Origin of the sequence: Mesorhizobium sp. M8A.F.Ca.ET.057.01.1.1, from assembly GCF_003952565.1 — a bacterium.
In the GTDB taxonomy this organism is placed as follows: Bacteria; Pseudomonadota; Alphaproteobacteria; order Rhizobiales; family Rhizobiaceae; genus Mesorhizobium.
Genome location: NZ_CP034454.1, coordinates 5403878 through 5426418, shown reverse-complemented (window position 1 = coordinate 5426418; position 22541 = coordinate 5403878). Strand labels below are relative to the sequence as shown.

13 protein-coding genes and 3 pseudogenes are annotated in these 22541 nt (G+C 63.6%); 7 read left to right on the top strand and 9 right to left on the bottom strand.

Features of this window, described 5'->3' with window-relative positions:
- Nucleotides 1–86: 86 nt before the first annotated feature.
- On the bottom strand, nucleotides 87–3596 hold the full coding sequence (locus tag EJ077_RS25850; RefSeq protein WP_208697358.1) for a PAS domain-containing hybrid sensor histidine kinase/response regulator: 3510 nt from the start codon (nucleotides 3594–3596) through the stop codon (nucleotides 87–89).
- 247 nt (nucleotides 3597–3843) lie between these two features.
- Here EJ077_RS25850 and mscL point away from each other — a divergent pair.
- A pseudogene (mscL, locus tag EJ077_RS25845) lies at nucleotides 3844–4265 on the top strand (large conductance mechanosensitive channel protein MscL).
- A 109-nt stretch (nucleotides 4266–4374) separates the two neighbouring features.
- On the top strand, nucleotides 4375–5541 hold the full coding sequence (locus EJ077_RS25840; RefSeq protein WP_208697356.1) for a pyridoxal phosphate-dependent aminotransferase: 1167 nt from the start codon (nucleotides 4375–4377) through the stop codon (nucleotides 5539–5541).
- Between the two features lie 146 nt (nucleotides 5542–5687).
- Here the strand turns inward: EJ077_RS25840 and hemA are convergent, their stop codons facing one another.
- The gene (gene hemA, locus EJ077_RS25835) at nucleotides 5688–6965 is read right to left on the bottom strand and encodes a 5-aminolevulinate synthase (protein WP_208697354.1); all 1278 of its coding nucleotides are present in this window, start codon (nucleotides 6963–6965) and stop codon (nucleotides 5688–5690) included.
- Between the two features lie 279 nt (nucleotides 6966–7244).
- Here hemA and galE point away from each other — a divergent pair, with 279 nt between their 5' ends.
- From galE to EJ077_RS25820, 3 genes are all read left to right on the top strand, one after another.
- Complete coding sequence (galE, locus tag EJ077_RS25830; RefSeq protein WP_208697352.1) at nucleotides 7245–8240, top strand: UDP-glucose 4-epimerase GalE; 996 nt, start codon at nucleotides 7245–7247, stop codon at nucleotides 8238–8240.
- 103 nt (nucleotides 8241–8343) lie between these two features.
- Nucleotides 8344–9594 carry a D-amino acid dehydrogenase gene (locus EJ077_RS25825; protein ID WP_208697350.1) on the top strand — a complete coding sequence of 417 codons (1251 nt, stop codon included), beginning with the start codon at nucleotides 8344–8346 and terminating at the stop codon, nucleotides 9592–9594.
- Nucleotides 9595–9596: 2 nt separating this feature from the next.
- Nucleotides 9597–11423 (top strand): alanine racemase, encoded by a 1827-nt coding sequence (locus EJ077_RS25820; protein WP_208697349.1) that lies wholly within the window; start codon nucleotides 9597–9599, stop codon nucleotides 11421–11423.
- Here EJ077_RS25820 and EJ077_RS25815 read toward each other — a convergent pair.
- The 7 genes and pseudogenes from EJ077_RS25815 to EJ077_RS25785 all read right to left on the bottom strand — a co-directional run bounded on the left by EJ077_RS25815 (nucleotide 11424) and on the right by EJ077_RS25785 (nucleotide 18831).
- A pseudogene (locus EJ077_RS25815) lies at nucleotides 11424–12799 on the bottom strand (FGGY-family carbohydrate kinase). It lies immediately after the preceding gene.
- Nucleotides 12796–13113 carry an L-rhamnose mutarotase gene (locus tag EJ077_RS25810; protein WP_208697348.1) on the bottom strand — a complete coding sequence of 106 codons (318 nt, stop codon included), beginning with the start codon at nucleotides 13111–13113 and terminating at the stop codon, nucleotides 12796–12798. The pseudogene EJ077_RS25815 and the gene EJ077_RS25810 overlap by 4 nt, the downstream one beginning before the upstream one ends.
- Nucleotides 13113–14114, bottom strand: coding sequence for an ABC transporter permease (locus EJ077_RS25805; RefSeq protein WP_208697347.1), 1002 nt, complete (start codon nucleotides 14112–14114; stop codon nucleotides 13113–13115). The genes EJ077_RS25810 and EJ077_RS25805 overlap by 1 nt, the downstream gene beginning before the upstream one ends.
- 268 nt (nucleotides 14115–14382) lie before the next feature.
- Nucleotides 14383–15357, bottom strand: a complete 975-nt coding sequence (locus EJ077_RS25800; RefSeq protein WP_208697346.1) for an ABC transporter permease — start codon at nucleotides 15355–15357, stop codon at nucleotides 14383–14385.
- Nucleotides 15354–16894: pseudogene (locus EJ077_RS25795) on the bottom strand (sugar ABC transporter ATP-binding protein). Before EJ077_RS25795 ends, EJ077_RS25800 begins: the two are co-directional and overlap by 4 nt.
- 82 nt (nucleotides 16895–16976) lie before the next feature.
- Nucleotides 16977–17972 carry a rhamnose ABC transporter substrate-binding protein gene (gene rhaS / locus EJ077_RS25790; protein ID WP_135861998.1) on the bottom strand — a complete coding sequence of 332 codons (996 nt, stop codon included), beginning with the start codon at nucleotides 17970–17972 and terminating at the stop codon, nucleotides 16977–16979.
- A gap of 55 nt (nucleotides 17973–18027) precedes the next feature.
- A complete protein-coding gene (locus EJ077_RS25785; RefSeq protein WP_027145694.1) occupies nucleotides 18028–18831 on the bottom strand; it encodes a DeoR/GlpR family DNA-binding transcription regulator in 804 nt (267 codons plus the stop codon).
- 188 nt (nucleotides 18832–19019) lie between these two features.
- On the opposite strand from EJ077_RS25785, the gene EJ077_RS25780 reads away from it, so the two are divergent.
- Nucleotides 19020–21122 (top strand): bifunctional rhamnulose-1-phosphate aldolase/short-chain dehydrogenase, encoded by a 2103-nt coding sequence (locus tag EJ077_RS25780; RefSeq protein WP_208697345.1) that lies wholly within the window; start codon nucleotides 19020–19022, stop codon nucleotides 21120–21122.
- Nucleotides 21123–21210: 88 nt separating this feature from the next.
- Nucleotides 21211–22503, top strand: coding sequence for an L-rhamnose catabolism isomerase (rhaI, locus tag EJ077_RS25775; protein WP_208697344.1), 1293 nt, complete (start codon nucleotides 21211–21213; stop codon nucleotides 22501–22503).
- Nucleotides 22504–22541: the final 38 nt, after the last annotated feature.

Genomic DNA, 22541 nt, shown 5'->3' with positions numbered 1-22541 from the left:
GCCTACGGCCGCTCGATGAGCAGCATGCTGATCTGGTCGTCGTCCATGCCGGAGTGTTCAGCCGAGCCGCATCGACAGCTCCGGGGTCATTCCGCCGCCCGCACCATCGGCCTGAACCTGGCCATCATCGACCGCAGCACCGCCGGCTTCAGCGGCTTGTTGATCATCGGGATGTCGAGGCCTGCCGCGGCTGCCCGCACCTCGTTGGAGCGGTCGGCCGTGACCAGCACGGCCGGCAGGTCGTCACCGTGCGTCGCCCGCAGCCTGGTGATAACGTCGAGACCGGTTTCACGGTCGAGATGGTAGTCGGCAAGCACGATGTCAGGACGTTGGCCCGCGGCCTTGCCCAGATCCCCCGAGCCGGTCACCGTGGCGACGTTGCAGCCCCAGCCTTCGAGCAGCAGCCGCATGCCCTCGAGGATACGGATGTCATTGTCGATGCACAGCACATGCAGCCCGGACAGCGAAGCCGCCGCGCGTGCCGGCGCCCTGGTCTCGACCTCGCGTCGCGGCTCCTGCGCGGCTGTCACCGGCAGGATGACGGAAAAGCGCGTGCCCTTGCCCGGGTTGGAGAAGATGCGGATTTCGAGCCTGAGCACTCGGGCGATGCGGTCGACGATGGAGAGGCCGAGGCCAAGACCCTCGGCTTCGCGGGCGCCTTCGTCCAGCCGGGTGAATTCATGAAAGACAGTGTTCAGCTTGTCGCCGGCAATGCCGATGCCGGTGTCGATGACCTGGATCTCCGCCAATTCGCCACGCCGCCGCACACCGACCAGGATGTGGCCCTGGCGGGTGTATTTGATGGCGTTGGAGACAAGATTCTGGATCAGGCGGCGCAACAGGTTACGGTCCGTCGTCACGGTCAGCGACGACGGCATGATGGTCAGGCCAAGCTTTTTCTCCGCGGCCAGTGGCCGAAAATCATTGCCGATCTGGCGCAGCAGGCCATCAAGGCTGAAGGCGGTGTCGTCCGGTTTCATCGCACCGGCATCGAGGCGCGAAATGTCGAGCACGGCGCCCAGAATGGTCTCGACCGATTCCAGCGACGATTCGATGTTGATGGCCGCCTTGCCGGCCGGACCCTTGCCGGCCTTCTCGATCAGCGAGGAACAATAGAGCCGGGCGGCATTCAAGGGCTGCAGGATGTCGTGACCGGCGGCGGCAAGGAAGCGCGTCTTGCCGAGATTGGCCTCCTCGGCGAGCATCTGTGCCTGCGCCAGCTCCTCGTTGACCCGGGTCAGTTCCTCGTTGACCCTGGTCAGCTCGATGGTGCGGGTCTTGACGCGCTGTTCCAGCGATTCATTGGCGCGCTTCAGCGCCAGGTCCTGCTCGACGCGTCCGGAGATGTCGGCATAGGTGGCAACGATGCCCCCATCGGGCATCGGGTTGGAACGCAGCTCGAGGATACGGCCGCTGGTCTTCAGCTCCATCTGCCAGGGGCTGACGAAGCTGGTCAGCCGGTTGAGCATCGCCACGCGCTGGTCGGCGGGAATGTCGCCGCGCTCGGCGAGATGGCGAAGGATCTGGTCGAGCGAAACGCCAACCTGGCCCATCTCGTCGGGCAGGTCGAACAGCGCCCGGTATTGCCTGTTCCAGCAGATCAGCCGGAAATCGCGGTCGAAGACGGTGATGCCTTGCTCCATCTGGTCGAGCGCGATCTGCAACAGATCGCGATTGTGCTGCAGCGCTTCCGTGGCATCGTCGAGCAGGCGGAAGGCATCGCGGGATTCGCGGTCGTGGCGGCGAAACAGCAGCGACAGGATCAGCCGCGCCGAGGAGGAGCCGACGGCGCTGGCCAAGAGCTGTTCGGAAAAGCGGATGACGTCCATGCTGGCCTGCTCGTTGCCGTGCAGCCAGGTGCCGTTGCTCTTCTCGAAGGATTGAAAGGAGCGTTCCGTGCGTTCGACGCCGAGATAGCGTGCGATCGTATCCTTGAGGTCGTTGACGGTGATGGCGGTGCGGAAGCGGCGCAGGCTCGGCATCGGGCCGGCTTCGCGCGGCACGAAGATCGATGCCTGGATGCGCTCCAGCGGCACCGATGCGCGCGACAGCGAGCCGAAGACGAAGAACAGCGCGTTGACCGACAGGCTCCACAGCACGCCATGGTTCAGCGGTTCGGCGACAGTGCCGAACAGCGCCTGTGGCCGCAGCGCCTCGAAGCCGAACAGTCCATGCACGATGATGCCGGTATCGGGTGGGACGAGCGACGGCACCAGCAGCGTGTAGCCCCAGACCAGGATGCCGGCGACCATGCCGAGCGCCGCGCCGCGGCCATTGGCGCCGCGCCAGATCAGCCCACCGACCAGGGCCGGCGCGAATTGCGCGATCGCCGCGAACGACATCAGGCCGATCGAGGACAGCCGGGCGCTGTTTGTGCTCTCGCGATAGTAGAGAAAGGCGATGAACAAAAGGATGAAGATCGCTCCACGCCGTACATTGAGGATGAGCGTCGACCAGTCCTCGTTTTCGGAGGTGGTCGTCCGCAACAGCCGGCGCACGAACAGCGGGATGATCAGGTCGTTGGAGATCATGATCGACAGCGCCACGCTCTCGACGATGACCATGGCGGTTGCCGCCGACAGGCCGCCGATGAAAGCGGCCATGGCCAGGAAATCGTGGCCGCCGAACAGCGGCAGCGAGAGCACATAAAGATCGCTGCTCGTCCTTGCGCCGACCAGCGTTAGGCCGGCAAAGGCGATCGGCAGCACGAACAGGTTGATCGCCACGAGGTAGAGCGGGAACACCCATGTCGCGGTGCGCAGTTCGGCCTCGCTGCGGTTCTCGACGATGGTGACGTAGAACTGCCGCGGCAAGAGGATGATGGCGAAGCCGCTCAGGCACGTCAGCACCAGCCAGGTGGCGAGCGACGTCGAATAGCCCATTGCCTGCCGCACCTGGCCATTCTGCGCCAGCCGGTCGAACATGTCTCCGGGGCCGCCGAAGATCAGGAAGGTGACCATCAGGCCGATGGCCAGGAAGGCGGCAAGCTTGACCACCGTCTCGACCGCCACCGCCAGCACCAGCCCGTCCTGGTGTTCGGTGGCGTCGGCATGGCGTGTGCCGAACAGGACCGCAAACAGCGCAAGCAGCATGGCGACGACCAGCGAGATGTCGCTGACGAAAGGATCGAAAGAGGGTGGCGAGCCCGTATAATGCTCGACCATCAGGCTGACCGAGCCGGAGATCGCCTTCAGTTGCAGCGCGATATAGGGCACGGCGCCGATCGTGGCGATCAGCGTGGCGATGGCGGCCACGGTGAAGCTCTTGCCGTAGCGCGCGCCGAGGAAGTCGGCGACCGAGGTGATCTTCTCGGTCTTGGCTAGCCGCACGATGCGGTTGAGCAATGGAAAGCCGAACACGAACACCAGCACCGGGCCGGTATAGATGCCGAGGAATTCGAGGCCGCGTTCCGAGGAAAGGCCGACCGAGCCGAAGAAGGTCCAGGACGTGCAGTAAATGGCAAGGCTGAGCGCATAGATGAAGGGCCGCGCGCGGCCGGGTCCAGATATCGCCGAGCGGCGGTCGCCCAGGCTGGCGATGGCGAACAGCAGCGTCACATAGGCGATCGCAATGATGACGATGAACAAGCCCTGCACGCCGGCAAGATCCTCCCTGTGCCGATTTTAACCTGGCCGGTCAGACGCAATCACAGCTTGGTGTCGGAGTCCATCACGGCTTTGGGTGCATGAAGCGGCTGATTTCAAAGGGGTAACGCCAGGTAAGGAGAAACCGGTTGCTTTCCCCTTTTTGCCCATGTTGCAACTTGAGGTTTTTGTTATGTTTGATTTGGGTCGATGCCGGGAAGGTGGGAGCGGCAGCACGGCCGGTCATAAGGAGGGTCGAATGCTGAGAGAATTCCAGGAATTCATTTCCAAGGGTAACGTGATGGACTTGGCCGTCGGCGTCATCATCGGCGCTGCCTTTTCCAAGATCGTCGATTCCTTGGTCAACGACATCATCATGCCGATTGTCGGCGCGATCTTTGGCGGTCTGGACTTCAACAACTACTTCTTTGGGCTTTCCTCGGCCGTCAACGCCACCTCGCTGGCGGACGCCAAAAAGCAAGGCGCTGTTTTCGCCTATGGCAGCTTCATCACCGTGGTACTGAATTTCATCATCCTCGCCTTCATCATCTTCCTCATGGTCAAGGCCGTGAACAACATGCGCAAGCGCCTGGAAAAGGAAAAGCCCGCGCCAGCGGCCGCGCCTCCCCCGCCGATGTACAGCTTCTGACCGAAATCCGCGATTTGCTGGCCAGGCGATAGACGGATACGGTTCTTCTGGACTAAAACCCCGGTCGTTCGCGGCCGGGGTTTTCTGTTTTCGTATCTGGTAAGCAGCCCTCACGAACGCCCGAGACAACGGACCTGCCCAATGACCCTGATCCAGACCCTGCGCCCCGAGGCCCTTGCCGCGCCTGAAAGCGGTATCGTCGCCGTCGTCAACTACGGCAGATTGCGCGAAGGCCTGATCCCGCTCTGGGCCGGCGAGGGCGACCTGCCGACGCCGTCCTTCATCACCGATGCCGCGTCGAAAGCGCTGGCCGGCGGCGAGACGTTTTACACCTGGCAGAGGGGTATTCCCGACCTGAGGCAGGCGCTGGCGCGCTACTATGCCAGGCACTTCGGCAAGACCTTCCCCGAAGAGCAATTCATCGTCACCGGCTCCGGCATGCATGCCATCCAGCTGGCGCTCGACGCGCTTGCGGGCGCCGGCGACGAAGTGATCTACCTGTCGCCCGCCTGGCCGAATTTCGACGCCGCCGCCGCGATCGCGGGGGCCGTGCCGGTGCCGGTCACGCTCGACCATTCCGGAAATGGCTGGTCCTGCGACGTCGAGAAGATCGCGGCGGCGGTCACACCGCGCACGAAGGCGCTGTTCATCAACACGCCGTCCAATCCGACCGGCTGGACCGCGGACCATGAGACCTTGCGGGCGATCCTCGATCTCGCCCGCGCCAAGGGCCTGTGGATCATCGCCGACGAGATCTATTCGCTGTTTCACTATGGTCACAGCCGCGCGCCGTCCTTCCTCGACATCGCGGAGGCGGAAGACCGTATCCTGTTCGTCAACAGTTTCTCCAAGAACTGGGCGATGACCGGCTGGCGGGTCGGCTGGGTCAAGACGCATCCAAGCCTGCAGCAGGTGTTCGAGAACCTGATCCAGTATTCCAACTCGGGCGTAGCCCAGTTCATGCAGCGCGGCGCGGTCGCGGCGCTCGACGAGGGTGATGCCTTCGTCGCCGAACAGGTGGAGCGGGCGCGGAAGGCCCGCGACCTGGTCTGCAGCATTCTCGGCGAAACCGGCAAGGCGCGCTTCACCGTTCCGCAGGGCGCCTTCTACCTGTTCTTCACGGTCGACGGGATCACCGATTCACGCAGCGCTGCCTTCGACATCGTCGACAAGGCCAATGTCGGCCTGGCGCCCGGCACCGCCTTCGGCCCCGGTGGCGAAGCCTTCTTGCGGCTGTGCTTCCACCGGAGGCTGGACCAGCTCGAGGAAGCGGCAAACCGGCTGGCGAAGTGGGTGAAGACTGTTTGAACAGGCGGCGGCTTCCGCCGCCTGACTTTAGTGCGGTTCAGAGTTTGATGGAATCTCTGACCCGCTCTAACCTCTTGTTTTTACGCAAGGGGAAGCGCTACGCGCTTCTCACGGGAAAACTGCTATGCACTTTTCCTGGAATTGCTTTAGCCGCCCGACTTGGGCACCAGCAGCGGAATGATCCGGTCGCTTTTCGCGACGGCCGGTCGACCGGCGGCGCCGTAGGGAATGCCCAGCGCGTCCCAGGTTTCGACCAGCGCGTCCTGCAGTTCGGCGATCAGCGCGTCCGAATGGAAGGGCGTCGGCGTGATGCGCAGCCGCTCGGTGCCACGCGGCACAGTCGGGTAGTTGATCGGCTGGATGTAGATGCCGTGCACGCCGAGCAGGCGGTCGCTGGCCATCTTGCACAGCTCCGGATCGCCGACCAGCACCGGCACGATATGGGTCGCCGATTCCATCACCGGCAGGCCGGCGGCGGACAGGATCTGCTTGGTTCGGCTCGCCTGCTGCTGCTGGGCGTCGCGTTCGGCCTGTGAGCGCTTCAGGTGACGGATCGACGTGGTGGCCGCGGCGGCGATCGCCGGCGGCAGCGCGGTGGTGAAGATGAAGCCCGGCGCATAGGACCGCACCGCGTCGATGACCGCGCTGGTGCCGGTGATGTAGCCGCCCAGCGTGCCGAAGGCCTTGGCGAGCGTGCCCTCGATGATGTCGATGCGATCGGCGAGGCCCTCGCGCTCGGTGATGCCGCCGCCGCGCGGCCCGTACATGCCCACCGCATGGACTTCGTCGATATAGGTCATGGCGTTGTAGCGCTCGGCGAGCTCGACGATCTCCTTGATCGGCGCGATGTCGCCATCCATCGAATAGACGCTTTCGAAGACGATCAGCTTGGCGCGTTCGCGCCCGGCCGTCTGCAACAGGCTTTCCAGATGCGCGACGTCATTGTGGCGGAAGATCTTTTTCTCGGCGCCCGAGCGCCGCACGCCTTCGATCATCGAGGCATGGTTCAGCTCGTCCGAGATGATCAGGCAATTGGGCAAAAGCCGTGCAATGGTCGAGATCGAGGCTTCGTTCGAGACAAAACCGGAGGTGAAGACCAGGGCGGCGTCCTTGCCGTGCAGGTCGGCCAACTCATGCTCGAGTTCGACCAGCGGATTGGACGTGCCGGAAATGTTGCGGGTGCCGCCGGCGCCAGAGCCCATCTTGCCGGCCGCGTTCTGGAATGCGGCGATGACGTCCGCGTGCTGGCCCATGCCAAGATAGTCGTTGGAGCACCAGACGGTGATCTCCTCGGCGCGGCCGTTGGAACGCCAGATGGCGCGCGGAAACTTGCCCGCGATGCGCTCGAGGTCGGCGAAAACGCGGTAGCGACGCTCGGCATGGAGCTGGTCGATCGCGTCCTCGAAGAACCGCTGGTAATTCATGTCGGCTTCCCAATTTTGCGCGGGATCATAATCATTGGTCTTTTGGTCGTCCACCGGGCCGATTTGGTCAAAATGCCACGCCCCGGACCTGTTCCTAACGATGGCGGATCGTGGCCTATTCCCAATCCGTGGCACGCTCTTTGGTTCACTTTTGTTTCCGCACGATGCCACATCAAGTGAACGCTGGTTACCTTGGGTTTTAATGGGCAGACGGTAGACTTTCCAGTAAGGCGGTTGTTGAGACAGTTTCCGATAAATCTTGGGTAAGCGAGGATTTGGATGACGGTTTTGGTGACAGGTGGAGCCGGCTATATCGGCAGCCATATGGTCTGGGAATTGCTGGATGCGGGCGAAAGCGTGGTCGTTCTCGACCGCCTTTCCACCGGCTTCGAATGGGCGGTGGCGCCGGAGGCAAAGCTGGTCGTCGGCGATGTCGCCGACAAGGAATTGGTCGGCTCGGTGATCAGGGAGCACAAGGTCGACGCGATTATCCATTTCGCCGGTTCCATCGTGGTGCCGGAATCGGTCGCCGACCCGCTCGCCTACTACGAGAACAACACCTCGAAGACCCGCACGCTGATTGAAACCGCGGTGCGCGAAGGCGTGCCGAACTTCATCTTTTCCTCGACAGCCGCCGTCTATGGCGGCGCCGGCCTGGAACCGGTGCGCGAGGATGCCCGCCTGGCGCCCGAATCGCCCTATGGCCTGTCCAAGCTGATGAGCGAGTGGATGCTGCGCGACGCGGGCCTTGCGCACGACATCCGCTACACGGCGCTGCGCTATTTCAACGTCGCCGGCGCCGACCCGAAGGGCCGCACCGGCCAGTCCACCCCGGGCGCCACCCATCTGATCAAGGTCGCCTGCGAGACCGCGCTCGGCAAGCGCCCGTTCATGCAGGTCTTCGGCACCGATTATCCGACGCCGGATGGCACCTGCATGCGCGACTATATCCATGTCAGCGATCTGGCTGCCGCGCATCGCCTTGCCCTGCAGCGGCTGCGCGCCGGCGGCGCCAGCCTCGTCGCCAATTGCGGCTACAGCCATGGTTATTCGGTGCTCGAGGTGATCGACAGCGTACGGCGCGCCTTCGGCCATGATTTCGAGGTCAGGATGGGCGACCGGCGTCCCGGCGATGCCGCGGCGGTGGTCGCCAATTCCGATCTCGCCCGATCCGAACTCGGCTGGACCCCGCAGCGTGACGATCTCGACCAGATCGTCAATGACGCGCTGGCCTGGGAGCGCATCCTGACCAGCAAGAACTCCGCACGGAGCTGAGCGCGCTTCCTCCAAGGGCTCGCAAGGCGCGTGGCGACGCGCTATGGAAGCACTCGCGACACGGCGTGGAGGCGCCGTGCCGCGAAGAGCTTTGGGGGATGGTATGAAGATAACGGTGCTTGGAGCCGGCGTCGTCGGTACGGCGGCCGCCTATTACCTGGCCGCCGACGGCCACGAGGTCACCGTGATCGAGCGCCATCCGGCGCCGGCGCGGGGCACCAGCCAGTCGAATGCCGGGCTGGTGTCTCCTGGCGACGCCACCGCCTGGGCGTCGCCGGCGGCACTTAAGACGTTCCTGCGCGGGCTCTACAATCATGATCTCGGCATCAAGGTGCGGCTGCGCTTCGATCCCTATTTCCTCGCCTGGAGCCTGCGTTTCCTGCGCCAGTGCACGGTGGCCCGCCTGCGTGCCAACAGCCAGGTCAAGCTGCGGCTCGCGCTCTATTCGCGCGACTGCATCAACGCCATCTCCAGTGACACCGGCATCCACTATGACGAGCGCAAAAAGGGCATCCTGTATTTCTTCCGCTCGCAGCACAGCCTCGACACCGGCACCGACAATTATCGCTATCTGGCCGAGCATGGCCTGCCGATCGAGATCGTCGGCCGCGACCGGCTGGTCGAACTGGAACCGGGCCTTGCAGGCGTCAAGGAAAAGATCGCCGGCGGCGTCTATTCGCCGATCGACCAGACGGGCGATTCTCGGCAGTTCGTGGAAAATCTGGCCGCCTATGCGGCCGAAAAGCTCGGCGTGAGGTTTCGCTACGGCACCACGGTCGAGGGCTTCGACATCGAGGGCGACCGAGTGCGCGCCGTGATGACCTCGACCGGACCGGTCACCGGTGATGCCGTCGTCATATCGATGGGTCCGGAAAGTGGGCTGCTCGGCCGTCGCTACGGCATCGACCTGCCGGTCTATCCGGTGAAAGGTTACACGGCGACGATTCCCTTGGAAGACGAGAGCAAGGGCCCGACCATGGGCGGCGCCGACGAGGACCAGCTGATGGCCTATTCGCGCCTTGGCAATCGATTGCGGTTGGCTTCGACCGCCGAATTCACCGGCTTCGACCGCACCCACAAGCCCAGCGACTTTGCCACCATGTTCAGGACCGGCAAGGACTTGTTCCCCGGCGCCTTCGACGAGAAGAAGGCCGAGCTGTGGGCGGGTTTGCGGCCAATGATGCCGAATTCGGTGCCGGTCATCGGCCAGGCGAAATACCGCAACCTTTATCTCGACACAGGCCACGGCCATGTCGGCTGGACCATGGCCTGCGGTTCGGGAAAATTCCTCGCCGACCTCGTTGCCGGCCGCAAGCCGGAGATCGATCCGCAGGGACTGGTCTACGGAGGCTAGGCATGTCGGGACCGCAAGTCGCCATCGACCTTGGCCGCATCGAGCGCAACGCCCGCACCGTCGTCGAGCGCTGCGCGCTGTCAGGCATCAAGGTGTTCGGCGTCACCAAGGGCATGTGCGGCATGCCGCAAGTGGCGCGCGCCATGCTGCGCGGCGGTGTCGCCGGCATTGCCGAATCCCGCTTCGAAAACATCCGCCGGCTGCGCGACAGCGGCATATCGGCGCCGATCATGCTGTTGCGCAGTCCGCCGATGGCGCGCGTCGAGGAGGTGGTGCGCACCGTCGACGTCAGCCTGCAGTCGGAACTGACGATCATTCGCGAGATATCGCGCATCGCCGACCGCATGGGCCGTGTCCACGACATCATGCTGATGATCGATCTCGGCGATCTCCGCGAAGGTATCTGGCCGAACGACCTCATCCCCACGGTCGAGCAGATACTTGGATTCAAAGGCGTGCGGATCGCCGGCATCGGCACCAATCTCGGCTGCTTCGGCGCCATCATGCCGACGCAGGAAAATCTCGGCCAGCTCGTCGCCCACGCCTACAAGACCGAGCGTCTCTCCGGCAAAAGCCTGGACTTCATCTCCGGCGGGGCCTCGTCGTCCCTGCCGTTGCTGCTTGAAGGCAAATTGCCGACCGGCATCAACAATCTGCGTGTCGGCGAGGCGATCCTGCAGGGTGGCGTGGAGACCTTCCGCGATGTGCCATGGGCCGAACTCGAACCCGACGCCTGCCGGCTGACCAGCGACGTCATCGAGGTCAAGCTGAAACCGTCGCGGCCGATCGGCACGTCGGGCTACGATTCGTTCGGCAACCAGCCTGTCTTTCCCGACGAAGGCGACAGGTTGCGCGCCATCGCCAATATCGGCCGCGAGGATGTGCTGGTCGAAGGGCTGACGCCGATCGCCAAGGGGATCCGCGTGCTCGGCGCCTCCAGTGACCATCTGCTGCTCGATGTGCAGGACGCCGATCCGCCGCCCGCTGTCGGCGACCGCGTCGCCTTTCGCATGAGCTATGGCGCGATGCTGCTGGCGATGACCTCGGAATATGTCGAGAAGGCACCGATGCACGATGTCGCCGGCTTTTCCGGCCGCAAGATGGTGCAGATAACGGCCGAGCCGGAGGCCGCCGGCATCCTGGCCCGGGAGGGAATCGGCGCACGGCTGGAGGCGATGAATTTCGATGTGGTGGAACTGGCCGATGTCGAGCGCCCGCCATCCGGACTGATCCGGCTGACCGCGGGCGCCGACCGGCGCGTCGCCCACAAGGCACTGACGGCGACCGCTCGCGCGACGCACTCCTTTGGCCTGATCTGGATCGATTCCATAGCGGCCCTGATGCCCGAAGAAGAGGAAGGCATCGATCTGCCCGAAGCGTCCGTGCTGGCGCGCACTCTTGGGCTCGACCACAAGGCCGGCGCGCTGCAGCCGCAGCTGTCGCCGGAAAACGTCGTCATCATCGGGCTGCGCCATGCCGATCCGGCGGAAGTGCGGGTGCTGAAAGATGCGCGCGTCTCGGCCTTCACCATGACTGATATCGACGCCATGGGGATGCGCGATCAGATGCACGAGGCCATCCGCATCGCCACTTCCGGCACGCAGGGGTTTCATGTCAGCTATTCGCCCACGGCGACCGAATTCGCCGGCTGGGCGGCTGGTTCCGGCGGCCTCACCGTGCGCGAAACGCATCAGGCGATGGAGGCGATCGCGCTTTCCGGCGGGCTGCTGTCGATGGATGTCTGCGGCCTGAGTGCCGATCTGGAGCCCAGGATCGGCACCGAGACCATCAATTTCGTCATGTCGGCCTTCGGCAAGCGAATCCTCTGATCAGCCAACTGCCTCGACCGCCGCTCGCCACGCGCGCGCATACTCCGCCCAGGCCGGACCGGCCGGCGGCTCTTGTGTTTGGCCCTTGCCATGCGCGGCTCCCTGATCCGATGCCAGCAGGGCGGCTCCGATGCTGGTGCCGGTAGCGGCTTCCGATGCGATGACCGCGCGGCCCGTGCTCGCGGCGAGCATCCGCGTGAACAATTGGTTGCGCGCGAAAGGTCCTCGACCGTCGTCGGGCCATCGCCGCCGATCAGGTCGAGGCAAGTGGCGGTCATCAGCGCCAGGTAGAAGGAGATGGCAGCAAAGCGCTGGCCGGGAGGGATCGCCTCGCCCTTGCGCCATGCAGCCGCATGATGCGGAAACGGCCCCGAGCCCTGCTGGGTCGACGGCAGCAGCAATGTCTTGCGCGCCAGTACGGCGGCGACGTCCTTGTCGCTCCAGTCCTGCGCCGCGCCTTCGGTCAGCAGCGAGAATTCCCGGCCGCCCATGAAACGCGCCGAGGGTACGGGGTCGCCGAGCGCGTTGACATTGACCAGCGTATCCCTTGCCGGATCGAGCGCCACCGTCCTGCCGGCGACCGCCATCGATACCACCCAGGTGCCGGTCGACACCACCGAGAAGGGCGGCGCATCGGACAGGAGATGCGGCAGCAGGGAGGCGTTGGAATCGTGCAGGCCGCAAAAGACGGGCGTTTGAGGATCGAGCCCGGTGCGCTGCGCAAGCACGGGCAGGATCGGGCCGAGGCGGTCCCTGGCCGGCCGCACGGGCGCCATCAGCTTGCGCCAGCCCAGGCGGTCGACCAGCGCTGAAAAATCCGCTGTCCAGGGGTTCCACAGATCGGTGTGGCAGCCGAGCGACGTGACCTCGTTGGCGGGGACGCCGGTCAGGCGCAGCGCCCAGTATTGGGGGTACATCAGCATCGCGGCGGCTCTGGCGAACTCGGTCGGGAAGCTTTGCTGCTGCCAGAAGAATTGTGCGCCGAGATTGAGGCCGAGCGGCAGGCGCGGCGTGCCGGTCTCGGCGAAAGGCGGGCGGATCGCGTGATAATCCGCCGCGAGTTCATCGGGGCCGTCGAATTCATAGTCGAGAACCGGCAGCACGAGTTCGTCCGCGGCATCGACCAGCACGCCGGTCGCACCATGGGTGGTGATCGAAATGGCGGCGATGCGCTGTTCGCGGTTGAGGTCGGCAAGGCTGTCGAGGATGAACGCCCACAGCGCTTCGACATCGTGATGCGGGTAGGGCGCTTGCCGCACTGGCGCGTTCGCCATGCGGCGCAGCGCCACCTCGCTCAATGTGGCGAGATCGACCAGCGCCACCTTGGCGTTGGTCTTGCCGATATCGATGACGGCGACGTGGCGGATCGCGCTCATTCCATATGGAACATTATTTCCAGCGGCACCGCCACCGGCTCGTTATCAGGCATGGTTTCCATGATATCGGCCATTTCAGCCCACCAGCGCCGCATCACCGGATGCTTCGGCAGATCTTCCATGCCGTGGCCATCGCGCCGCCACAGCACGCCGAACAGGATGTTCGTCTCCTCGTCGAGATGGATCGAGTAGTCGGAGATGCCGGCCTGCTTCAGCAACGCGACCAGCGACGGCCAGATTTCATCGTGGCGCTTTCTGTACTCGGCCTTCATGCCCGGTTTGAGCATCATCTTGAATGCGTATTTCTCGGACATCAGGCCAGGCGTCCCCCGCGCAGCCGTCGCCATACGATAGGCAGGGCGATAACGATGATCAGGAGCAGGCCGATGAAGATCGACATGACGATGCCGGGCACGTTGAGCAGGCCGAGGCCGAAGGTCACCAGCCCCATGATGAAGGCGGCGAGCACGACGCCCAGGATGCTGCCGGCGCCGCCAAGGATGCTGACGCCGCCAAGCACCACCATGGTGATGACTTCGAGTTCGTAGCCCTGTGCGATCGACGGCCTCGTCGAACCGAGCCGCGAGGTGATCAGCACCGAAGCGATGCCCGACATCAGCCCGGTCAGGCAGAACAGGATGAATTTTATGCGGCCGACGCGCACGCCTGAAAACTGTGCCGCGACCGGATTGTTGCCGATGGCGAAGACACGGCGGCCGAAACTCGTGCGGTGCAGCAGGAACCAGTAGAAGACGGCCGCGATGAGGAAGAGCACCAGTTCGAACGACACCACCCACCAGACGTAGCCCTGGCCGAAGAAGGCGAAGCTTTCGGGATAGCCCTTGTAGGCCTGGTCGCCGAGGATGATGAAGGCGATGCCGCGGAACAGGCTCATCGTGCCGATGGTGACGACGATGGAAGGCAGGCCGAGCCGCGTCACCAGCAGCCCGTTGAAGGCGCCGCAGCCGAGGCCGACCACGACGCCGATCAAAACAAGCACTGGCGTGCCGGCGCCGGCCTGCACCGCCATGCCCATCATGGTCGAGGCGAGCGCGATGATGGCGGCCACCGACAGGTCGATCTCACCAGAAATGATCAGCAATGCCATGGCAAAGGCGATCAGACCCTTCTCGGTGAAGTTGAAGGTCAGATCGGACAGCGAATAGGGGTCGAGGAAATAGGGCGAGGCGAAACTGTTGATGGCGAAGATGGCGATGGCCACCACGACCAGCAACGCTTCCCAGGAAAAGATCGCCGAAGAGAGCGGCTTGTCGAGCCGGTCGGGAATGTGGCGCGGGGCGGGGGTATCGGTCATGCGGCATGCTCCAGACGCTGGCGCTGCCCGTCGCAAAGAGCGTCCCTTCTCCCCGTCACTATACGGGGAGAAGGTGCCCGAAGGGCGGATGAGGGGCGGCGCCAACGTTCGGAGGTGCTCAACGTATGCGGTGAGTTCCGGCCGAGGCAAATCGGACCGTTGCTATTCGCAACGATCCTGTTTGCACCGTAAGCGCCGCCCCTCATCCGCCTACCGGCACCTTCTCCCCGTATAGTGACGGGGAGAAGGGAGCACTTCAACGTCCCGCTCATGCCTCCGCCTTCCTCAGAATAATCCGCCCCTTTTGGCGTTCGCCGCGTGCGTTGAGCACCACGGCCAGGATGATGGCGCTGCCCGAAATCGCCATCTGCCAGAAGGGCGAGATGTTGATGACCGGCAGCGCGTTGGAGATGATGCCGAGGAACAATGCGCCGAGCACCGCACCCCCGACCGAGCCGATGCCGCCGGCGATCGAGATGCCGCCGATGACGCAGGCGGCGATGATGTTGAGCTCATAGCCGTTGGCGACCTCGACCGAGGCGATGACATAGCGCGAAATCCAGAGATAGCCGGCGAGGCCACCGATCATGCCGGAGATGCAGAAGACGATGAATTTCGTGCGGCCGACATCTATGCCGGTATAGACCGATGCCGTGGGATTGACGCCGACGGCATAGATCGAGCGGCCGAGCGCGGTACGCGTCATCAAGACGAAGAACAGGGCGATGACCAGGATGGCGATCCAGGACAGCACCGGAATGCCAAGCAAGGCCGCGCGCTGGAAGCCGATGAAATCCGGGCTCATCTTGTCGGCGTTGACCCAGGCGCCGCCCGAAATGACGAAAGTGGCGCCGCGATAGATGGTCAGCGTGCCCAATGTCACCACGATCGATGGGATGTTCAGCCGCCACACCAACAGGCCGTTGATGGCGCCGAGCACCAGCCCGACGGCGAGCGCGATCACGATCAGCAGCGGAATCGGGATCGCCGGATGGGCCGCGTTCAGCATCGCCACCACCATGCCGGTGAAGCACAGATTGGAGGCCATCGACAGGTCGATCGACCGGGTCAGGATAACGACCATCTGGCCGAGCGCCAGGATCATCAGGATCGAGGTGTCGTTGAACACCTGGCGCAGGTTGCCGGGATCGGCAAAGGCCGGAAAGCGCATCGAGATCAGCCCGATCAGCACGGCGATGGCCGCCAGCAGCCAGATTTCGCGATATTTGAGGAAAGCCTTCATGCCGCGATCCCCGCTGCCGTTCTGACCAGCGTCTCGGCGTCCAGTCCCTTATTGTCGTAGACCGCCGCCACGAGGCCCTCGCGCATGACCACGACACGGTCGGACATGCCGAGGATTTCCGGCAGTTCCGACGACACCATGATCACCGAAAGGCCCTGTGCGACGAGCTCGGCCATGAAGCCGTGCACGGCGGCCTTGGAGCCGATGTCGATGCCCTTGGTCGGCTCGTCCAGGATGATGACCTTCGGCGTCGTCGCCAGCCATTTGGCGATCACCACCTTCTGCTGGTTGCCACCCGAGAGGGTACCGACATCCTGGCTGAGCGAAGACGCGCGCAGGTCCAACCGCTCGGTGTAGGAACGGGCGAGCGAAAATTCCTCCGCCAGCCGCAGCATGCCCGATTTGGAGGTGCGGGCGAGCGATGGGAGCGAAACGTTTTGGAAGATCGGCAGGCCGATCACGACCCCTGCTTGCCGCGCTCCTCCGGCACGTAGACGATGCCGGCCTCGATCGAATCCGCCGCCGATTTCGGCGCGATCGCCGTGCCTTCCAGCGTGATCGTGCCGCCGGATATGCGGGTGATGCCTGATATCGCCTGCATGACCTCGCTGCGCCCGGCGCCGACCAAGCCATAGAAGCCGAGGATTTCGCCCTTGTGCAATTCGAAGCCGATATTGTTGAACTCGGTTGGATGCGAGAGGCCGGAAACGGAAAGCACCGGCGCGCCGATTTCGGCCTTGCGCTGCGGAAAGATGTGGTCGACCGAACGGCCGACCATCATGCGCACGATCTGGCTCTGGCCGGCGTCCTTGATCAGGCCTTCGCCGACCATCTCGCCGTCGCGGAAGACCGTGTAGCGGTCGGCGATGCGGTAGATCTCGTCGAACTTGTGGCTGATGAACAGGATCGCCTTGCCCTGCTCCTTGAGGAACTCGATGAGCAGGAATAACTCCTCGATCTCCTTCATCGAAAGGGCGGCTGTCGGCTCGTCCATGATGACGATCCGAGAGTCGATCGACATGGCGCGCGCGACGGCGACGAGATGCTTGTTGGCGATGCCGAGATCCCTGAGCCGCGCATCGGCGTCGATATGGCCGGCATGCATGGTGTCGAGTACTTCGCGCGCATTCTTGCGCATCATGCGCCAGTCGATGGTGCCAAACCGCGTGCGCGGCGCATGGCCGAGAAAAATGTTTTCGGCGACACTGAGATCGTCGAACAGCACGGTTTCCTGATGGATGGCGGTGACGCCAATTCCGAAGGCGGCGTGCGCGCTTGGCAGAGTGACGGCGTGTCCGTCAATGCTGATGGTGCCCGCATCGGGCTGGTAGATGCCGGTCATGATCTTGACCAGCGTCGACTTGCCGGCGCCGTTCTCGCCGATCAGCGCGGTCACCTGACCCGGATAGAGCGACAGGCTGACATTGTGCAGCGCCCGCACACCGGGAAAGCTTTTTGAAATTCCGGACAGCGTCAGGCGTGGAGCCGGAGCCGGAGGCCGCTCCTTTGTCTCGCTGTGTCGGGCCGTCGTGTCCATATCCGTATCAAGCCCTGAAACTAGGTCCGTTTGAAGTCGCGGCGGGATGTGACTCCCGCCGCGTCAGCTTGAAACTCAGTGATCAATAGATCTTGGAGAACTTCTCGATGTTGGACTTGTCGAACTGGAAGGGCGGAGCCATCGCGGCCGAGTTGGTGTCGTCGAGCGTGACCTTGCCGACACGGCCGATCGACAGCGTTGCACCCGGCTTGGCTTCTTCCTTCTTCACCGCAAGGTCATGGGCGAGGTAGACGGCGGAATAGCCGAGGTCGATCGGGTTCCACAGCGCAACCGCCTGGCTGGCGCCGTTGTCGATGAACTTCTTGAACTCCGACGGCAGCGCCAAGCCGGTGACGTTGACCTTGCCGATCAGGTTCTCGTCGGTGACGACCTGGGCGGCGGCGACGACGCCGACAGTGGTCGGCGCGATGATCGCCTTGAGGTTCGGGTAGGACTTCAAGAGGCCCTTGGCCTCGTCGGTGCTCTTGGCCGAGTCGTCATCGCCATAGACGGTGGCGACCAGCTTGATCTTGGGGAACTTCTCCGGCAGCACCTTCTTGGCCGCTTCGATCCAGGAATTCTGGTTGGTCGCGGTCGAGGAGGCCGACAGGATGGCGACGTCGCCGCCTTCCGGCAGATAGTCGGCGGCGAGCTTGATGATGGTCTCGCCGATCAGGCCGGTGTCGGACGGGTTGAGGTGAAGCTGGCGGCCTTCCTTGGCGACGCCCGAATCCCAGGAGATGACGGTGATGCCGCGCTCCATGGCCTTCTTCAGCACCGGCACCAGCGCGTCGGCGTCATTGGCGGAAATCGCAATGGCGTTGACCTTCTGCGCGATCAGCGAATTGACCACTTCGATCTGCGCCTCGGCGGTCGCCTTGGTCGGGCCGGTGTAGATGATGTCGACGTCGCCGAGTTCCTTGGCCGCCTCTTCGGCGCCCTTGTTGGCGGCATCGAAGAAGCCGTTGCCGAGCGACTTCACCACCAGCGCGATCTTGACGTTTTCCGCGTAGGCGGCATTCACGAACATGGCGGCCGAGAAGGCCGCCGTCACCATCAATTTCTTCAAGAAGCTCATCTGATATCCTCCCTTGAGCGTTGCATTCCATCGCCGCTGCGGGCGTGAGTTGGTCTCAGGCCTGCAGTGAAGATTCTTCCTTTGTCGACTTGCGGGCGACGATCAGCGTCACCCCCGCGGTTTCCAGCATCTTGGCTTCGCGGTCCTCGATGCCGTCATCGGTGATGACGGTGGCGATGCGCGAAAGACCGCACAGGATCAGGCTGGAGCGTTTGCGGAATTTCGAGGAATCGACCAGCACCACCAGTTCGTCGGCCTGGTCGATCAGCTTCTGCTCGGCCTGGATCAGCAGCGGGTCGCCCTCCATCAGGCCGAGCGGCCCCAACCCTTGAGCACCCATGAACATGCGGCGCGCGTAGAAATTGCGCGTCACGTCATTGTCGAAGGGCGACAGGATGATGTTCTGCTCGCGGTAGATCGTGCCGCCCGACAGCATCACCGTGTTCTTGGAGTGCTTGAGCAGGTGCTCGGCGATCGGGAACGAATTGGTGAAGATCGGCATGCGGCGGCCGGTCAGGAAATGCACCATCTGGAAGGTGGTGGTGCCGCCATTGATGATGATCGGCTCGCCGTCCTTGCACAGTTCCACCGCTTCGCGTGCGATGGCCCGCTTCTGCGCGGCGTTGAGCGTTTCGTTGACGGAGAAGGGCCGGCCGGCCAGCCCGATGAACTGCGGCGGCGAGATTGCCTCGGCGCCGCCGCGCACCCGACGCAGGCGTTTCTGCACATGGAGAGCCGCGATATCGCGCCGGATCGTCGCCTCGGACGACTCCGTCAGGTCGACCATTTCCTGCACCGTCACCACAGGCTTTTCCTGGACGGCAGACAGAATGATCCTGTGGCGCTCTTTTTCGTGCATGGTTCCTCCCTGCCTGAGCATCTAGGCACCCAAAACGAGCAGTGTCAATCATTTCCGATCATATAATTTCATTGTGCAGTGCAATATGACCGATCTTGATCGTTTGTGATTGACAAGTTTGTGTCTTGCGTAGACATTCCCGGACGAAAACAGGGGTGCATCGTCCGCGCTCCAAGGGAGGATTACCTATGCTCGACAAGCGCTCCGGCTCGCGCCTCGCCAATCTGTGGGATGATGCGAAGGCCAAGGGGATGAGCGATCCCGAGCTGCTGGTCTATCGCTCGAACACGCTCGGCTCCGACAAGCGCGTCACCAACTATGGCGGCGGCAACACCTCCTCGAAGATATGGCAGAAGGATCCGCTCACCGGCCAGGATGTGGAAGTGCTGTGGGTAAAGGGCTCGGGCGGCGACAGCGCCTCGATCAAGCTCGATGGCTTCGCTACCCTCTACATGGACAAGCTGCAGGCGTTGAAGGGGCTCTATCGCGGCGTCGAGCACGAGGACGAGATGGTGGGTTATCTTCCCCACTGCACCTTCAACCTCAATCCGCGCGCGGCCTCGATCGACACGCCGCTGCACGCCTATGTACCGAAGCCCTTCGTCGACCATATGCACCCTGACGCGATCATCGCCATCGCCGCCGCGAAGGATTCCAAGGCGCTGACCAATGAAATCTTCGGCGACGCCATCGGCTGGCTGCCATGGAAGCGTCCGGGCTTCGAACTCGGCCTGTGGCTGGAAAAATTCTGTGTCGAGAACCCTGAAGCCAAGGGTGTCATCCTCGAAAGCCACGGCCTGTTCACCTGGGGCGATACGCCCAAGGCGTGCTACGAGACGACGATTTCGGTGATCAACCAGGCGATCGAGTGGTTCGAGCGCCGCTCCGAGGGTGTGGCGATCTTCGGCGGCGAAGTGGTCAAGTCGCTGGATGCTTCGGCTCGTCGTGCCATCGCTGCGAAACTGATGCCGAAAATGCGTGGCCTGATTTCGGAAAAGACCCACAAGATTGGCCATTTCGACGATTCGGCCGCCGTGCTCGAATTCGTCAACTCGAAGAATTTGCGCCCGCTGGCCGCACTCGGCACCTCATGCCCGGACCATTTCCTGCGCACCAAGATCCGCCCGCTGGTGATCGAATTCGATCCGGCAAAGCCCGATGTCGATGCCGTCATCGCGCGCCTCGCCGACGACATTGCCGAATATCGTGTCGGTTACCAGGCCTATTACGACAGCTGCAAGCATCCGGATTCGCCCGCCATTCGCGACCCCAACGCCGTCGTCTACCTGATGCCCGGCGTCGGCATGTTCACCTTCGCCGGTGACAAGGCGACGGCGCGCATCTCGGGCGAGTTCTACGTCAACGCCATCAACGTCATGCGCGGCGCGTCCACCGTCTCGTCCTATGTCGGCCTGCCCGCGCAGGAGGCTTTCGACATCGAGTACTGGCTGCTGGAGGACCTGAAGCTGCAGCGCATGCCGAAGCCGAAGTCGCTCGCCGGCCAGATCGCGCTGGTCACCGGCGGCGCCGGCGGCATCGGCCGCGCCACGGCCAACCGTCTGCTGCGCGAAGGCGCCTGCGTGGTGCTGGCAGATATCGACGAGGCGGCGCTCGCCGGCGCCAATGAGGAACTGGCCAAGGCCTATGGCAAGGATTTCGTCAGGCCGGTTCTCATCAACGTCACCTCTGAAGATCAGGTCGTCGCCGGCTTTGCCGAGACGGCGGTCGAGTTCGGCGGCATCGACATCCTGGTGTCCAACGCAGGGCTGGCCTCCTCGGCGCCGATCGAGGAGACGACGCTGGCGCTGTGGAACAAGAACATGGATATCTTGTCGACCGGCTATTTCCTGGTCTCGCGGGAAGCCTTCCGGCTGTTCCGGGTACAGAAGATCGGCGGCAATATCGTCTTCGTCGCTTCCAAGAACGGCCTTGCCGCATCGCCCAACGCGTCCGCCTATTGCACTGCCAAGGCTGCCGAGATCCATCTCGCCCGCTGCCTGGCGCTGGAAGGCGCGGAAGCCCAGATCAGGGTCAATGTCGTCAACCCGGACGCCGTGCTGCGCGGCTCGAAGATCTGGACCGGCGAGTGGAAGGAACAGCGCGCCGCCGCCTACAAGATGTCGACCGACGATCTGGAAGAGCACTACCGCTCGCGTTCGATGCTGAAGCGCTCCGTCTTCCCGGAAGACATCGCCGAGGCGATCTATTTCCTCGCCTCCGACATGTCGGCCAAATCGACGGGTAACATCATCAACGTCGACGCCGGCAACGCGCAGAGCTTTACACGCTAAGCTTCCTTCTCCCCGTTCTACGGGGAGAAGGTGCCCGAAGGGCGGATGAGGGGCGGCGCCAGCCGTGCGAGTACTGGGAGGAACAGCAGTGTCCGAATTGATCATCTCGGCCGACGTCGTCGAAAAAAATAACGCCGCGCGCAAGGCCGACCTTGAGCGCGACTACGCCTCGCTCGGCGAACGCCTCGACCGGCGCGGCATCGCCATCGATGCCATCAGGGACAAGGTCGAGAAATTCGCGGTCGCGATCCCGTCCTGGGGCGTCGGCACCGGCGGCACTCGCTTTGCCCGCTTCCCCGGCGCCGGCGAGCCGCGCGACATCTTCGACAAGATCGAGGACTGCGCCGTCATCAGCCAACTGACGCAGGCGACCCCGACCGTCTCACTGCACATTCCGTGGGACAAGGCCGACCCGAACCGGCTGAAGCAGGCGGCCTCCCGCTTCGGTCTCGGTTTTGATGCCATGAATTCCAACACCTTCTCGGACGCGAAGGACCAGAAATTCTCCTACAAATTTGGCTCGTTGTCGCATGCCGATGCCGGCGCTCGCCGGCAAGCCGTCGAACACAATCTCGAATGCATCGAGATCGGCGAGACGCTGGGCTCCAAGGCATTGACGGTGTGGATCGGCGACGGTTCGAACTTCCCCGGCCAGGTCAATTTCGCCAAGGCCTTCGAGCGCTATCTCGATGCCATGCGGGAGGTCTATGCCGGCCTGCCGGCCGACTGGAGGCTGTTCACCGAACACAAGATGTACGAGCCGGCCTTCTATTCCACGGTCGTCCAGGACTGGGGCACCAACTACATCATCGCCAAGGAGTTGGGCGACAAGGCGTTCTGCCTCGTCGACCTCGGCCATCACGCGCCCAACGTCAACATCGAGATGATCGTATCGCGGCTGATCCAGTTCAAGAAACTCGGCGGCTTCCACTTCAACGATTCGAAATATGGCGACGACGACCTCGACGCCGGTTCGATCGATCCCTACCGGCTGTTCCTGGTCTTCAACGAACTGGTCGATGCCGAACTGTCCGGCGCCGAAGGTTTCGACCCCGCCCATATGCTCGACCAGAGCCACAACGTCACCGACCCCATCGAAAGCCTGATGCTGTCGGCGGTCGAGGTGCAGCGCGCCTACGCGCAGGCGCTGCTGGTCGACCGCAAGGCGCTCGAAGGTTTTCAGGACGGCGATGACGCGCTGATGGCGACGCAGACGCTGAAGGCTGCTTACCGCACCGATGTCGAGCCGATCCTGGCCATGGCGCGGCTGAAGACCGGTGGCGCCATCGATCCGGTCGCCGCCTATCGGGCGGCGGGCTACCGCGCCAAGGTCGCGGCCGAACGGCCTGCGGTCGCAGGTGGTTCCGGCGGTATCGTCTGAGGTCGAGCCACTCCCCCTCATCCGGCCGCTTCGCGGCC

Coding starts and splice junctions, on each gene's coding strand:
- EJ077_RS25825 (WP_208697350.1), top strand. CDS start 8,344: ATGAAGATAACGGTGCTTGGAGCCGGCGTCGTCGGTACGGCGGCCGCC.
- EJ077_RS25840 (WP_208697356.1), top strand. CDS start 4,375: ATGACCCTGATCCAGACCCTGCGCCCCGAGGCCCTTGCCGCGCCTGAA.
- hemA (WP_208697354.1), bottom strand. CDS start 6,965: ATGAATTACCAGCGGTTCTTCGAGGACGCGATCGACCAGCTCCATGCC.
- galE (WP_208697352.1), top strand. CDS start 7,245: ATGACGGTTTTGGTGACAGGTGGAGCCGGCTATATCGGCAGCCATATG.
- EJ077_RS25785 (WP_027145694.1), bottom strand. CDS start 18,831: ATGCACGAAAAAGAGCGCCACAGGATCATTCTGTCTGCCGTCCAGGAA.
- rhaS (WP_135861998.1), bottom strand. CDS start 17,972: ATGAGCTTCTTGAAGAAATTGATGGTGACGGCGGCCTTCTCGGCCGCC.
- EJ077_RS25810 (WP_208697348.1), bottom strand. CDS start 13,113: ATGTCCGAGAAATACGCATTCAAGATGATGCTCAAACCGGGCATGAAG.
- EJ077_RS25820 (WP_208697349.1), top strand. CDS start 9,597: ATGTCGGGACCGCAAGTCGCCATCGACCTTGGCCGCATCGAGCGCAAC.
- EJ077_RS25805 (WP_208697347.1), bottom strand. CDS start 14,114: ATGACCGATACCCCCGCCCCGCGCCACATTCCCGACCGGCTCGACAAG.
- EJ077_RS25780 (WP_208697345.1), top strand. CDS start 19,020: ATGCTCGACAAGCGCTCCGGCTCGCGCCTCGCCAATCTGTGGGATGAT.
- EJ077_RS25800 (WP_208697346.1), bottom strand. CDS start 15,357: ATGAAGGCTTTCCTCAAATATCGCGAAATCTGGCTGCTGGCGGCCATC.